This window comes from Synechococcus sp. A15-127, from assembly GCF_014280215.1.
In the GTDB taxonomy this organism is placed as follows: Bacteria; Cyanobacteriota; Cyanobacteriia; order PCC-6307; family Cyanobiaceae; genus Parasynechococcus.
Window position 1 is genome coordinate 1,628,567 of the sequence record NZ_CP047948.1, and the last position, 13,706, is coordinate 1,642,272.

General features: G+C 63.7%; 16 protein-coding genes. 9 read left to right on the forward strand and 7 right to left on the reverse strand.

Features of this window, described 5'->3' with window-relative positions; genetic code table 11:
• Positions 1–12: 12 nt before the first annotated feature.
• The 7 genes from SynA15127_RS08580 to SynA15127_RS08610 all read left to right on the forward strand — a co-directional run bounded on the left by SynA15127_RS08580 (position 13) and on the right by SynA15127_RS08610 (position 7,288).
• On the forward strand, positions 13–1,524 hold the full coding sequence (locus tag SynA15127_RS08580; protein ID WP_186483703.1) for a hypothetical protein: 1,512 nt from the start codon (positions 13–15) through the stop codon (positions 1,522–1,524).
• Positions 1,525–1,607: 83 nt separating this feature from the next.
• On the forward strand, positions 1,608–2,729 hold the full coding sequence (locus tag SynA15127_RS08585) for a phosphotransferase enzyme family protein (RefSeq protein ID WP_186483704.1): 1,122 nt from the start codon (positions 1,608–1,610) through the stop codon (positions 2,727–2,729).
• Position 2,730: 1 nt separating this feature from the next.
• A complete protein-coding gene (locus tag SynA15127_RS08590) occupies positions 2,731–3,312 on the forward strand; it encodes a DOMON-like domain-containing protein (protein WP_186483705.1) in 582 nt (193 codons plus the stop codon).
• Between the two features lie 38 nt (positions 3,313–3,350).
• Entirely contained in the window at positions 3,351–4,310 is a 960-nt protein-coding gene (locus SynA15127_RS08595; protein WP_186483706.1) for a transglycosylase SLT domain-containing protein, read from the forward strand.
• A 41-nt stretch (positions 4,311–4,351) separates the two neighbouring features.
• Complete coding sequence (locus SynA15127_RS08600) at positions 4,352–5,020, forward strand: hypothetical protein (RefSeq protein WP_186485660.1); 669 nt, start codon at positions 4,352–4,354, stop codon at positions 5,018–5,020.
• 31 nt (positions 5,021–5,051) lie between these two features.
• A complete protein-coding gene (locus tag SynA15127_RS08605; RefSeq protein WP_186483707.1) occupies positions 5,052–6,377 on the forward strand; it encodes an O-acetylhomoserine aminocarboxypropyltransferase/cysteine synthase family protein in 1,326 nt (441 codons plus the stop codon).
• 17 nt (positions 6,378–6,394) lie between these two features.
• Positions 6,395–7,288: a homoserine O-succinyltransferase gene (locus tag SynA15127_RS08610; RefSeq protein WP_186483708.1), complete on the forward strand. Its 894-nt coding sequence runs from the start codon at positions 6,395–6,397 to the stop codon at positions 7,286–7,288.
• Here the strand turns inward: SynA15127_RS08610 and SynA15127_RS08615 are convergent.
• Positions 7,264–7,569, reverse strand: coding sequence for a hypothetical protein (locus SynA15127_RS08615; RefSeq protein ID WP_186485661.1), 306 nt, complete (start codon positions 7,567–7,569; stop codon positions 7,264–7,266). The two genes, SynA15127_RS08610 and SynA15127_RS08615, sit on opposite strands and share 25 nt — an antisense overlap.
• 175 nt (positions 7,570–7,744) lie before the next feature.
• Here SynA15127_RS08615 and SynA15127_RS08620 point away from each other — a divergent pair, with 175 nt between their 5' ends.
• On the forward strand, positions 7,745–8,329 hold the full coding sequence (locus tag SynA15127_RS08620; RefSeq protein ID WP_186483709.1) for an alpha-ketoglutarate-dependent dioxygenase AlkB: 585 nt from the start codon (positions 7,745–7,747) through the stop codon (positions 8,327–8,329).
• A 220-nt stretch (positions 8,330–8,549) separates the two neighbouring features.
• Here the strand turns inward: SynA15127_RS08620 and SynA15127_RS08625 are convergent, their stop codons facing one another.
• Both SynA15127_RS08625 and SynA15127_RS08630 read right to left on the reverse strand, forming a co-directional pair.
• Positions 8,550–8,687: a hypothetical protein gene (locus SynA15127_RS08625; protein ID WP_186483710.1), complete on the reverse strand. Its 138-nt coding sequence runs from the start codon at positions 8,685–8,687 to the stop codon at positions 8,550–8,552.
• 112 nt (positions 8,688–8,799) lie between these two features.
• Positions 8,800–9,708 carry an AEC family transporter gene (locus SynA15127_RS08630; RefSeq protein ID WP_186483711.1) on the reverse strand — a complete coding sequence of 303 codons (909 nt, stop codon included), beginning with the start codon at positions 9,706–9,708 and terminating at the stop codon, positions 8,800–8,802.
• A gap of 80 nt (positions 9,709–9,788) precedes the next feature.
• Between SynA15127_RS08630 and SynA15127_RS08635 the strand changes: the two genes are divergently transcribed.
• Entirely contained in the window at positions 9,789–9,950 is a 162-nt protein-coding gene (locus tag SynA15127_RS08635; protein ID WP_173402123.1) for a hypothetical protein, read from the forward strand.
• 32 nt (positions 9,951–9,982) lie between these two features.
• On the opposite strand, the gene SynA15127_RS08640 is transcribed toward SynA15127_RS08635, so the two are convergent.
• The 4 genes from SynA15127_RS08640 to SynA15127_RS08655 are packed head-to-tail and all read right to left on the reverse strand — an operon-like array spanning position 9,983 to position 13,656.
• Positions 9,983–10,723, reverse strand: a complete 741-nt coding sequence (locus SynA15127_RS08640) for an amino acid ABC transporter ATP-binding protein (RefSeq protein WP_186483712.1) — start codon at positions 10,721–10,723, stop codon at positions 9,983–9,985.
• Positions 10,723–11,694: an amino acid ABC transporter permease gene (locus SynA15127_RS08645; protein WP_186483713.1), complete on the reverse strand. Its 972-nt coding sequence runs from the start codon at positions 11,692–11,694 to the stop codon at positions 10,723–10,725. Before SynA15127_RS08645 ends, SynA15127_RS08640 begins: the two co-directional genes overlap by 1 nt.
• Entirely contained in the window at positions 11,694–12,581 is an 888-nt protein-coding gene (locus tag SynA15127_RS08650; RefSeq protein WP_186483714.1) for an ABC transporter permease subunit, read from the reverse strand. Before SynA15127_RS08650 ends, SynA15127_RS08645 begins: the two co-directional genes overlap by 1 nt.
• Before the next feature lie 13 nt (positions 12,582–12,594).
• Positions 12,595–13,656: an amino acid ABC transporter substrate-binding protein gene (locus SynA15127_RS08655; RefSeq protein ID WP_186483715.1), complete on the reverse strand. Its 1,062-nt coding sequence runs from the start codon at positions 13,654–13,656 to the stop codon at positions 12,595–12,597.
• Between the last annotated feature and the right edge of the window lie 50 nt (positions 13,657–13,706).

Genomic DNA, 13,706 nt, shown 5'->3' on the forward strand with positions numbered 1-13,706 from the left:
TAGGCTCTCCCCATGCAGAACTCGTTCTTCGATTGCAGTGTCGACGCGGCGTCGATCCGGCGGCGGGTGCTGGAGCTCGATTCAGCCAAGGTGGGCTTCTACAGCGTCGGCCTGTACCCAGCCTCGCTGGCTTACAACTGCGCGATGCAGAACGAGGCCGGGCGGCTGATGCTGGCAGCCCGCCCGGGACGGGACCTGCTCGGGGCCTTCAGCCAGGACGCCATCGACAGCATGGACACCGGTCACGTGGAAACGGTGATCGGCATGGGCACCAGCTCACAGGGTGGCGATCAGGTGCCGAACACCCTCCGGGATCTGATTCAACGCTGCGAACTGGTGGTGCTCAGTGCCAACAGCAACCACGTTGAAGAGGACCTGCAGGAAGCCTGCCGGCTGCGGGATGAGCTGGGGCGCGACCAGGTGGTGCTGGCCTGTCTGGCGGGATCCTTCAACCACGACCCGATTTCCAACACAGCCTATGTGCTGTGTGAGAAGCAGCCGAACCTTGCCTTTTTCTCAGGCTTCCACCGCCATGGAGCCCTGCGCAACCCCTTCGACAGCTTCACCGCCAACTTCTGCCATCCCAATGCGCTGACGGCGATGCTGGGGGCGCAACTGCTGGATCGCCTCTCCCCGAACATCCAGGTTGCGGCGGGCGTTCACAACGTGGAAGGCCAGTACATCAAGGCCGCCAAGAACATGGCTTCGGTGTTCGCCGGTTTCGGCTACGCCTACCACCAGGACAACCCCGGCGTGTTGCCGACTCTGCTGACCCTGCTCCTTGATCAGTGTCTGGATCAGGCCGCCACGGTCTCCATGGCCCGCACCGATCGACAGAAGCTCTACCACCGTCAGCCGATTCCGCTCACGGAACTCGGCTACGCCGTTCCCCGCATTGAAGCCACCCTGGTGCGCGACGGTGACTTCGAGAAGGTGCGCGATCACACCTTCTCCCAGCTGACCGCGATGGTGGCTGATGTCCGCGGCAGCATGATGCTGCCGGTTTCCGGCAGCCCCACCCGCAACTTCCAGGCTGGTCAGGTCCTGGCGGACAAAATGCGGGAATCGGGGCGCTGCCCCGCCTCCATGGAGGAGCTGGAGGCCTGGTGCGAGCAGGCCGGGCTTCGAAAGGGCGCCCTGGAAGGTCTGAAATCTCTCCGCTACTGGCCCCTGATCGCTCGGCAGTACGCCATCCCCATCCATGACGCGTCGATGGTGAACCTGCTTTACATGGCCGTCTACGGCCGTCCGGCCGTCAAGGAGACCGCTTACCGGGTGATGACAGAAAGCCGCGAACTGTCGAACTACTGCCAGGAGTCGGTCCGTCCCACCCACGCCCGTCGCTACGCCGAGGCGCTCCAGAACCTCGAGGTTCCCGAAGCCATGGATCTGGTCGTCAACGCCGTGATCGCAGATAACGCGCGACGCGCCATGCGCGGCGAGGTCACCCTGGAGGAGGCGAACGCCGGCCTCCCCGCCTATCTGCAGCTCATGGACGTGATCGAGAGCCAGCTCGAAATCTGAGTCGGCTGCTTTTCTGCACACCACAGACCGGACTCGCCCAGGAACAGCGCGATGGTTCGGATCTGAGTGTGCTGCGATCGCTGATGACCGAGGCTGTGGAAGCCATCGCCGATCGCTTCCATCCCCGCGAGCGGATCACCGCGATCAGGGCCCTTGGCTCCGGCAATGTCAACGAGACCTTTCTGGTGACCCACGACGGGAATGCCCAGGGAGGAGCCTTCGTCCTGCAACGCCTCAACACCACGGTGTTCGAACGGCCCGATCTGGTGATGCGGAACCTGGTGGCCCTGGGCGATCACGTGCAGCGTCGGCTGGCCTCCCCTCCTCCGGAGCTGAGCGGACGCCGCTGGGAGGTTCCCACTGTCGTTCGCTGCCGGGAGGACGCCCACTGGGTGGAGCAGGACGGCCAGTTCTGGAGGTCGATCACCTACATCGGAGCCGCCACGACCTCTGACGTGATCCGCGATCGCAGTCAGGCAAGAGAGGTGGGCTACGGCCTGGGGATGTTTCACAGCCTGATCAGCGACCTGCCGGCCGAACACCTCGCCGACACCCTTGAGAATTTTCACGTCACACCGGCGTATTTGAAGCACTTCGACTCCGTGGCCAGGCCGGCCTGCCCCGAAGGATCCCTGCTTGCTCAGGCCATCGCCTTCGTGGACGGACGCCGCGGGGGCATCGACGTACTCGAGGCCGCACTGGAGCGGGGAGAACTCCGGCACCGTCCGATTCACGGGGACCCGAAGATCAACAACGTGATGATGGATGAGGCCAGTGGCAAGGCTGTCGGCCTGATCGATCTCGACACCGTCAAACCGGGCCTCGTCCATTACGACATCGGCGACTGCCTGCGGTCCTGCTGCAATCCCGTCGGCGAGGAGGAAACCAACCTCGACGCCGTGCATTTCGATCTCGGACTCTGCGAGGCGATCCTCGACGGCTACCTGACTGTCGCCAGAGGCTTCCTGAGCAGATGGGATCTTCACTACCTTCCGGATTGCATTCGTCTGATCCCCCTCGAACTGGGACTGCGATTTCTGACGGACCATCTGGAGGGGGATGTCTACTTCCGCACCAACCGGGCCGATCACAACCTGCACCGAGCCGCCGTGCAGTTCCGTCTGACGGCCAGCATCGAAGCCCAGATGGACGCAATCCGGGCCCTGGTGCGGAAGCTGGGAGCCGACATCGGGAACGGACACTGAGATGCCTCGCCCTGCCGTGATGCTGCGCCAGGCCTCGCGCCTGGTTCCCTTCGAGGGGGGGCTTCCCTCCGGACTGAAGGTGAGTGCAGAGATGATCTGGAGCCGGGATGGATGGCTTGAGCTCAGCTATGGCGTGCTCACGAGCTCCTCCTCCGGTCTGGCGGATCTCGTGACTCCGGATGGGCTGATCGACGGACTGCAGACGAATGGTGAACGCCGTGATGGTCTCTGGACCACCACCTGTTTCGAAGCCTTCTTGGCTCTCCCGGGATGCCCGGACTACTGGGAGATCAATCTCTCGGCGAGCGGCGACTGGGCCCTTTACCGCTTCGATGCCTACCGGCAGGGACAGCACCCCCAGGACCTGGCGGAAGCCCCTCTGATCCGCCTGCGCCGCTGGCACCATCAGTTGCGTCTGGACGCAAGATTTCCACTGACTCCCTGGTGGCCTGAGCAGATCTGTCCTGACCTGGCCCTGAGCTGCGTGCTCGACCGAGGCGAGGCCGGGCTCAGTCACTGGGCTCTGCGCCATCCGCAGCACCAGGCCGATTTTCACGACCGCAGCACATTCCTTCAGGCCTGATCTTCGCCGTAAGGTCCAGTCGTCACGCACAAGCGGTCATGCGACTCCGCCAAGCCCTGCTGCTCCCAGTGGTGCTAGCCAGTCTCGGCCTGACCATCACCGCTCTGGGCAACCAGAACAGAGCCGGCGACTCCTCTGCCTCCACACCGGCACCGGCCACAGAACCGATCGTGGCGTCGGCCCCCACCACCCCCGAGCGTCGTTACCCGCGGGTGCCTGCGGATGATCAAGCTGCGGCCGAGCTGCTCCTGAGCGTGGAGTCGGCTCTGCGGGATCCGGCCACGCCTGCCGATGCCCTGCCCGACCTCGGCCACCAGCAACAGGTCATCTATCGGGTGCTGTCCAAGGACCGTCCGCGCTCGCAGAGGGTTGTGGCGGCTCTGCCCGCACGCTGGCGGAGCATCGCCGAACGGCATCTGGCGGCACGGCGGGAATTCCTGAGCATGAGCAGAGGCAGAGGGCCCTCCTCGCTTCCGGCCTGGCGGATCATCCAGCCCGAACCAGCCGAACAGCTGATCTCGTATTACCGCAAAGCGGAGGCGGCCACCGGCATCGAGTGGGAGGTGCTCGCGGCCGTGAACCTCGTGGAAACGGGCATGGGACGCATTGACGGCATTTCGGTGGCGAACGCCCGTGGACCGATGCAGTTTCTTCCCACCACCTGGGCGGAACCCGGTATCGGCGCTGGGGACATCCGCGATCCCCATGATGCGATCCAGGCAGCCGCCCGCTATCTGGTGAGACGGGGAGGCCTCAAGGACATCCGTCGCGGCCTCTGGGGCTACAACAACAGCGACTATTACGGCAAAGCGGTCCTGCTCTACGCCTCTCTGATCCGCGAGGATCCGCGTGCATACACAGGCCTGTATCACTGGGAAATCCACTTCAATGCCGACGCCGGAGATCTGTGGTTGCCGGTGGGTTACAACGAATCGCGCCGCGTGCCGGTGCAGGACTACCTGCGCCGACATCCGCAGAGTGCACTACCGGCCGATTGAGCATCGCCACCTACGCTGGCAACGAGCTTGAAGAGCAGCGCGTGCCCAAGGAAACCTCTCATCGGGGCGATGAACTCAAGGCCCTGGGCTGGACTGCCCAGGATGTCTCCCGCTATGTCGAGCTCTGGGAGTACCGGCAGCGCTGGGGCGCGATGAATCTGGAGCGGGAGGATCGCCTGTTCCTGAGAAAGGCGGAAAATGCCCTGCCCGCCATCCTCTCAGGCAGGGCCGCCGCCAAGAAACCCACCCAGGACAAGACCTATTACAAGTGGCTGAGTTTCCACCGCGATGCGATGCGCTCCGCTGAAGCGGAGATGAGCATCGCCGAGGAGGAACAGGGGGCCTGGCCGCTGTTGCTGGAGACCGAACTGCGCCTGCTCGATCACTACGCCCCCGTGCTCGGTCTGCCGGACACCCTCAAGGCCAAGGGGCTGGGCCCGCTGCGCGAGACCCTGGCCGGGCAGGCAGCGGAACTGGGAACCATCAAGGACTATGACTTCGAGGCAGCTCTCAACACCCTGAAGGAGAAGGAACCGAACCGCTGGCGTCACCTGCGCGATGGCGAAGGCGCGGACCGCCGCTACCCGGTTCTCTCCGCCGACACGGCGGTGCAGTTCCGCAGCACCGCCCTCAGCGAAATCCAGGCTTTTCTGCGCGGAACCTTCCCATCTCTGGCCGAGACCGACAAACCCGAGCTACAGGACAACTAGATCGGAGCGACGAAGCTCCCTCCCACGCACGATGTCCCCTCACTTCGAAACCCTCCAGCTGCATGCCGGCCAATCCCCGGATCCGGCGACCAACGCCCGAGCGGTGCCGATTTACCAGACCAGCTCCTATGTGTTCAATGACGCGGAGCACGGCGCCAATCTGTTTGGCCTGAAGGAATTCGGGAACATCTACACCCGTCTGATGAATCCCACCACAGACGTGTTCGAGAAGCGGGTGGCTGCACTGGAGGGCGGCATGGCAGCCGTGGCCACCGCGTCGGGGCAGTCGGCCCAGTTCCTGGCGATCACCAACTGCATGCAGGCAGGAGACAACTTCGTCTCCACCTCGTTCCTCTACGGGGGCACCTACAACCAGTTCAAGGTGCAGTTTCCCCGCCTGGGCATCGACGTGCGGTTCGCCGATGGCGATGACGTGGAGAGCTTCGCCGCACAGATCGACGACAAGACCAAAGGGATCTATGTCGAGGCGATGGGCAATCCCCGCTTCAACATCCCCGACTTCAAGGGCCTCTCCGCTCTCGCCAAGGAGCGAGGCATTCCGCTGATTGTCGACAACACCCTCGGGGCCTGCGGAGCCCTGCTGCGCCCGATCGAGCATGGCGCCGATGTTGTGGTGGAAAGCGCCACGAAATGGATCGGAGGCCATGGCACCAGCCTTGGTGGCGTGATCGTCGATGCCGGCACCTTCGACTGGGGCAACGGCAAGTTTCCACTGATGAGCCAGCCCAGCCCGGCCTATCACGGCCTGGTGCACTGGGATGCCTTCGGCTTCGGCAGCGACATCTGCAAGATGCTCGGCGTTCCCGATAACCGCAATGTGGCCTTCGCCCTGCGTGCCCGCGTGGAAAGCCTGCGGGACTGGGGTCCGGCCCTGAGCCCCTTCAACAGCTTCCTACTGCTGCAGGGACTGGAGACCCTGAGCCTGCGGGTGGAACGCCACACGCAGAACGCCATGGCCCTGGCCAGCTGGTTGCAGCAGCATCCGAAGGTGGCACAGGTCAGCTATCCCGGCCTGCCCGCGGACCCATACCACGAACGCGCCAAGGAATATCTCACCGGGCGGGGCATGGGCTGCATGCTGATGTTCTCCCTGAACGGCGGCTATGAGGATGCCGTTCGCTTCATCGACAGCCTCAAGTTGGCGAGCCATCTGGCCAACGTCGGCGATGCCAAGACCCTGGTGATCCATCCGGCCTCCACCACCCATCAGCAGCTGAGTGAAGCCGAACAGGCCTCCGCAGGCGTGACTCCAACCATGGTGCGGGTCTCCGTCGGACTGGAACACATCGACGACATCAGGGACGACTTCGATCAGGCGCTCGCCGTTCTCAGCTAGATGCCGATGACAGCCCCATGGCACTGATTCTTCCCCGCAGTTATCACAAGATCGGTGCGGTGGAACGCAACCGGATCTCCTGGATCGAGCCCGAGCAGGCGGAGCGCCAGGACATCCGGGCTTTGCGGATCGGAATCCTGAACATCATGCCCCTGGGCAAGCAGTACGAATTCAACCTGCTGCATCCCCTGGGGCTTTCCGTGCTCCAGATCGAACCGATCTGGATCCGTCTGCGTTCACACGCCTACCGCAGCTGGGACCAGGAACACCTGGATCAGCTTTACGTCACATGGGAGGAAGCCCTGGCGCAGGGTCCTCTGGATGGTCTGATCATCACCGGGGCACCGGTAGAGCATCTGCCCTTCGAGCAGGTGACCTACTGGAGCGAGCTGGTGGAGCTGGTGGGAGAGGCCCACAGCAGCTGTGCCAGCACCCTGGGACTCTGCTGGGCGGGATTCGCTCTCGCTTATCTCGCAGGGGTCGACAAGATTCCCTTCGAGCGCAAGCTGTTCGGGATCTACCCGATGCGAAGCCTGGTTCCGGGCCATCCGCTGATGGGGACGCAGGATGATCGCTTCTTCTGTCCGCAGAGTCGCCATGCCGGCCTCTCCGATGCAGCGATGGAATCAGCCCAGCGTCAGGGACGCCTTCGCCTGCTCTCCCATGGAGAGCGGGTTGGATACACGATCTTTGAAACCCCGGATCAGCGACAGCTGATGCATCTCGGCCACCCGGAATACAACGTGGGGCGCATTCTTGGAGAGATGGAACGAGACCGGGCTCGGGGCGATGTGCCGCCTCCGGAGAACTTCGATGCGGATCATCCCCAGACGCTCTGGCGGTCGCATCGCAATCTGCTGTTTCAGCAGTGGCTCTGGTTCTGTTATCAGCGGGTGAGTCTGACCGCCTGAGGCTGAAGGGCTAGGGTCTCGGAACGCTCCGGAGCAGCCTTGCGGTTCAGTTCCCGCTCAAGCGTGGCGATGCGACGTTCCCTCAGGCAATGTCGACAGCCCCCCAGTGTCTGGAGGTGCTTTTCCGGGGTGATGCAGATCAGCTGAACCGGATGGCGTCGGCAGCGGATCTTGACCGGACTCTTGTAGCTGCGCCAGCGCATTTCGCTGTAGTCGAACTGATCGCCGAAGCGCTGCTTTGCCCGCTTGAGGAATTCGGTTTCGGTGATGCGTGCCGCCATCACGGAACTGTATGGGCTGGTTGCCGCAGACCAACCAGGCCTGTCATCCCCCTTCACGGAGCCGGCAACCCCGGAAGCAGGGCGATGAGGGGCTGTGCCTGCAACACGAGACGGTCCTGAATCGTTCAGGCTGGCGCCATCGACAACCAGGGTGGATGTCATGAGCAGTCCGGGCATGACGCCGCCTGTGTGCCCGAGCCGGCAGCCCTGGACGCTGCACCAAGGCTGGTTGCCGCCAGAGCGGAGCAACGTTTGGCAGCGCACCATCACGCAGGAGATGGCATGGCAGCAGCCGGTGGTCCAGGTGTACGGCCGCCAACACGCCGTGCCTCGCCTGACGGGGTTCCTGGCCAGCGAAGGACTGCGTTACCGGTACAGCGGCACGACCCACTGCGGTGAGGGCTGGCCCACCTGGTTCGAGCTGCTGCGGCAGCAGGTGAACGAAGCCTGCGGAACAAGCTTCAACGGATGTCTGCTCAACCTCTACAGAAACGGTGAGGACCGCATGGGGTGGCATGCCGATGACGAACAGGAGATTGACCAGACCCGGCCGATCGCCTCACTGTCGCTGGGGGCAACCCGCGATTTCTGCCTGCGCCATCGACAGGACCCCATGCGGAGGGAGACCCTTGTCCTGGCGGACGGCGACCTGCTGGTCATGCATCCCGGATGCCAGCAGCAATGGATGCATGGGGTCCCGAGCCGGCGTCGAATCAGGACATCACGCGTGAACCTGACCTTTCGCTGTTTTCTTCCCTGAACGTTCCGGGAAGTCAGCAATGTCGCAACAGTTTCTGCCAGTGGATTGACCTGCCTTGTGCACCTGAGGAGCTGAGCACAGGATGAGCCCAACGGCAACGATCAGCGCAGGCTTGCAGCAAGACAGCACTCCTCAATCACTTGTATCTGACAACACATCAAATGACAGAAAATCCTGCAACAACCGAGGATCCAGAGGGCCTAGGCAGAAGTACAGGACTTCACACCACCTGGTTGATGCGGTAGCCGATCACGGTCAGGGCTGTGATCAAGAACACCAGAATAACGGACCCAACGAGATCAACCTCTCCCATCGACACCTCCGACAAACCCACAACTCCAATGTAACGACGATCCATCAACCGTCACAAGGTGGAATCCCGCCCCGCGGACGCGCTCTTAACAAAACGCAGGAAGAAAGATAAATATTTTTGAGCGGCACTTTGTTGATCACTGCCGCACGTCAAATCATCACGCCTGATTGAACAGAATGGTGACCAGAACACCCCAGATCGGGGCTGTCAGCGCAGCACAGACCGTGCTCCACAGCACAAGCCCGGCCGCAAGGTCCTGATCCCGTCCTGCGGACTCTGCGATCAACAGCAGGGAGATGGCCGCCGGAGCAGCACCCTGAAGGGTCAGGGCCTGAATCATCAATGGATCAAGCCGCAGCAGCAGACCGATGCTCAGCAGCAGCAGCGGGTAACCGATCAGCTTGGCCAGCAGCACCGGAGCCACGGAAGCCGCCAGAGGCCCCGGCGCCCGACGATCACGGGCGATGCTGCCAAGACGCAGACCCACCACCGCCAGAGCAAGAAGAATGACCACCTGCGAGGGGATCCACATCGCCTCGGCGACCCCTGCACGCCACGGGGTCCATTGAACGAGCAGAGCTCCGGCTAGCCCCCTCACCGCCGGGCTGGCGGTGAGGCTCATGAGCAGCCTGATCGCCCTGCCGCCCTCTCGGGGAGAAGGCGCCGCGATCAGCATTGGACCGACACTCCAGGTGAGCAGCGTCGCTCCGAGGTCGTAGCCGATGCTGATCGGCAGAGCCGAGGCAGGCAGAAACGCCAGCGCCAGCGGGATGCCGACATAGGCCGTATTGCCGACGCAACTTCCGAGCCTGCTGCAGGGACCGGGCAGCAGGCGACGCAGCGGCGGGACCCTGACGCCGACCACGAGCACCACCCCGATCGCCGCGGCCGCCAGCAGCGCCGCCTGCAGCATCTGGCCGCTCAAGCCGCCCTTGAGCAACAGGCCCATCACGCTGAGCGGCACACCGAAACGCACCAGAGGCAACGCCAGGCGACCCGAGAGATCGGGATGACGTCCTCCGATCCAGAACCCGAGCAGAAGACAGGGGATCAGGCTCAGCAGCATGGCGCGAAGGTTTCAAAGGGCCACGGACACGACCGCACCACCCCTGTGCCAGGGTGGCAATCGTCCATCGACTGACCGCCATGCTCCGTCGAACTCTGCAGCGGCGTTTTGAACAACTCAGACTGCGCCTGTCTGAACAGGTGCAGACCCTGCCCCTCGGCAACGACAGCTGGCTGGACACCGAGCGGGAACTGATGGCCGTTGAACGAGCGCTGGCACGGATGCCGCTCTGCGAGAGCTGAAGAAAGCGGCGGCCAGAGGCGCATCGCGTACGTCACATCATCTGTCGCAGAAACCGGCGGCTGCGCTCTTCCTTTGCATTGCTGAAGAAGGTCTCCGGGTCGGAGGTCTCCACCACCTTGCCCTGATCCATGAACATCACCCGGTCCGCCACCTCCCGGGCGAAACCGAGTTCATGGGTGACCACCACCATCGTCATGCCGCCAGCCGCCAGCTGACGCATGGCATCCAGCACCTCCTTCACACGCTCGGGGTCCAGAGCGCTGGTGGGTTCATCGAAGAGCATCACCTCCGGATCGAGGGCCAGGGCACGGGCGATCGCCACACGCTGCTGCTGACCGCCGCTCAGCTGGGCCGGATATTTCCTGGCCTGCTCGGCGATCCCCATCTGCTCGAGAAGATCAACCGCCCGCTGCTCCGCTAGCGACGGAGACATCTTCTTGACCTTGATCGGAGCCAGGGTGATGTTGTCGAGAATCGAGAGATGCGGGAAGAGATTGAACTGTTGGAACACCATTCCCACCCGCTGCCGGATCGCCCGCACCTCCCGTTGGTCGTGGCTCGCATCCAGGCGCATCCCCAGCACATCCAGCCTGCCCGAATCGAGCGTCTCCAGACCGTTGAAGGTTCGGATGAGGGTGCTTTTGCCGGATCCGGAGGGACCCATCACCACCAGAACCTCTCCGCTGATCACCTCGAGGCCCACCCCATCGAGAGCCCGCTGGCCTGGGGTGTAGCTCTTCACCAGATCGATGGCTCGGATGGCGACGGTCATCAGGAGGAACGGAGGGGGTCGAGCTGGATCTCCAGATGGCGGGCCAGCAGCGCCATGGCGGTGCAGGCCAGCCAGTAAACAGCAGCCAGCCACACATACACCTCGAGGTAGCGGCCGATGAACGCCGGATTGGCCAGCAGGCTGCGGCTGATCCCCAGCAGTTCGACGAGGCCGAGAATCGCCATCAGGCTGGTGTTCTGAAGCAATCCCACCGCCTGATTGGTCAGGGCAGGCAGAGCGATGCGCAGCGCCTGGGGCAGCACCACCAGTCGCAGGCTCTGGAACGGCGAGAGTCCCAGGACCGCGGCCGCTTCCGTCTGCGTGGGTGGGATCGCCTGCAACCCACCGCGCACGTCCTCAGCGATGTACGCCGCAGCGAACAGAGCGAAGGCGATCACGGCTCTCAACACCCGGTTCAGTTCCAGCCCCGGAGGCAGAAACAAGGGAATGAGCAGCTGTCCGAAGAACAGCACAGCGATCAATGGCACCGCCCGCATCACTTCGATGTAAGCGGTGCTGGCCACACGCAGCACCGGCAGTTCGCTGCGCCGTCCAAGCGCTAGCAGAACCCCCGCCGGAAGACTCAGCAGGGCGCTGCAGACGGTGAGCAGCAGCGTGAGGCTGAAGCCACCCCACTCACGGGTGGGCACTGACGGAAGACCCAGCCCACCGGCGAGAAGCACCACTCCCAGCGGAACCATCAGGCTCCAGAGCGCCGGAAGCCCCCGACGCAGCCAGCCGCGTCGGGGGCCCATCAGCGTGACTGCGGTCATCAGGATCAGCAGAGCGATCCACACAAGGGGCCGCCAGCGCTGATCCGGTGGATACCCTCCCACCGCGTACAAGGGCAGATTGGCCGTGACCACCGTCCAGTCGGTGGCGAACAGCAGCCAATGCACCCCGCTGAACCCGGCCCATCCGAGCAGGGCCAGCATCAGGAGCGTCAGCAGTCGATCGATGACGCGGTTCATCAACGGCTCCCCTTCAGACGTCCAAGCACCAGACCGTTGAGCACTGCCATGCCGCTGCTGATCAGCAGATTGAGCAGCAGAAAGCTGAGCAGCAGCAGCAGAAAGCCCTCGATCGCCCGGCCCGTCTGAGTGATCGTCGTGTCGCTGACGGCGTAGAGGTCAGCGAAACCGACGGCGATCGCCAGGGTGCTGTTCTTGGCCAGGTTCAGGTACTGGCTGGTGAGGGCCGGAAGAATCGCCGGAAGCGCCTGAGGCAGAACGATCCGTCGCATCCCCAGCCCCTCAGCGAGGCCGAGACTGCGGAAGGCCTCCCACTGCCCTCTCGGCACGGAATTGATCCCACCCCGCACGATCTCGGCGATGGAGGCACCGGTGAACACCGCCAGACCGGTGAGCACGGCGCAGAACTCGACACTCAGATCCAGCCCCAGAAGACGGATGCCCTGGTTGGACAACCCGATCAACCCGCCGACAGGGGTCTCCGGAAGCCCCAGAAACCCAACGAAGTACCAGAACATCAGCTGAAGCAGCAGCGGCACCTGACGGATCAGGGCCACATAAGCCGCCGCCAACCGGCGGAGAAGGCTGTTGCCACTGCTGCGGGCAGCCCCTGCTGCAACACCCAGGAGTGTGGCCAGCACGAGGCCGCTGAGGATGACCTTGAGGCTGTTCAGCCAGCCGATCGTGAGAGCCCAGGCGTAGCTGTCCGAGGGGCTGTACGGCAGAGCCGTCTCTGCGAGAGCGAAACCGGCAGGACGCGCAAGCCAGCCGAAGCTCAGACCCAGTCCGGTGCGGATCAGGTTCACGGCGAGATTGTTGATCAGGACCGCGGCCAGACCGAGGAGCAGTGCCGCGGCAGCGATCTGAATCCAGAATCGGCGATGCATTGCGGCAGGTCCGTCAGGAGAAGGGAGGGGAAACCATCAGGCCGCCGTCGCCAGCCAGACGGTTCACACTCCGGGGAATCGTCACCGCACTGTCGCGACCGAGATGACGGTCGTAGATCTCGCCGTAATGACCGGTCGCTCTGATCACTTGAACCACGAAATCATCGGGCAGTCCAAGCTTGCTGCCGAGCCCACCGTCCACCCCGAGGAAGCGACGAAGGGCCGCCTGGCTCGGATCCGCCTGCGCCGTCTTCAACACCTCATCGACATTGGCCTGGGTGATGCCGCGTTCCTCCGCCTCGATCAGAGCGAAGACCACCCAGCGCATCGCATCGGCCATGCGCTGGTCGCCTCCCACCACCGCAGGCGCCATCGGCTCCTTGCTCAGCCGCTCCTCGAGGATCGTGTGCTGCTCGGGATCCGGAAACCCTGAGCGAGCGGCGGCCAGCTGCGTGAGATCCGAGGTCATTCCGGCGCAGCGCCCCTGCAGATAGCCGCCCACCACCTGATTCAGATCCTGGTACTTGATCGGGGTGTACGGCAGCTGACGCGTCTCGAAGACGTCGTTGAGGTTCTGCTCGGTGGTGGTGCCTGAGCCCACACAGATGGCCTTGCCTGACAGCTGCTCGAGAGACGTGACGCCACTACCGGTCTTGACCATCAACCCCTGACCGTCATGGAAGACGATCGGCCCGAAGCTGAGTCCGTTGCCTCCGGAGGCATCCCGGCTCAGGTTGAAGGTGGTGTTGCGGGAGAGCAGATCGATCTCCCCGGAGCGCAGGGCTGTGAAGCGTTCCGGGGCCGTCAGCGGCCTGTACTGGATGCTGTCCGGAGCTCCGAGGAACGCCGCAGCCATGGCTCGGCAGATATCGATATCGAAGCCTTCGTAGCCGCCGTCCGGCCGCAGAAAACTCATGCCCGGAATCTTGCCGCTGACTCCGCAGATCAGCTCACCGCGCTGCTTCACGAGATCCAGACGCGTGCTGTCGGCACTGCCCAGTGAGGCACAGGAACTGAGCAGCGTCGCCAGGCCCCCGAGGGCGCCGATCACAACGCGGATTCCGGATCGGGTCATGGCCATGGGACAGATCGGGTGGGATTGTCCCAGATCCGGGCTGAACCCCC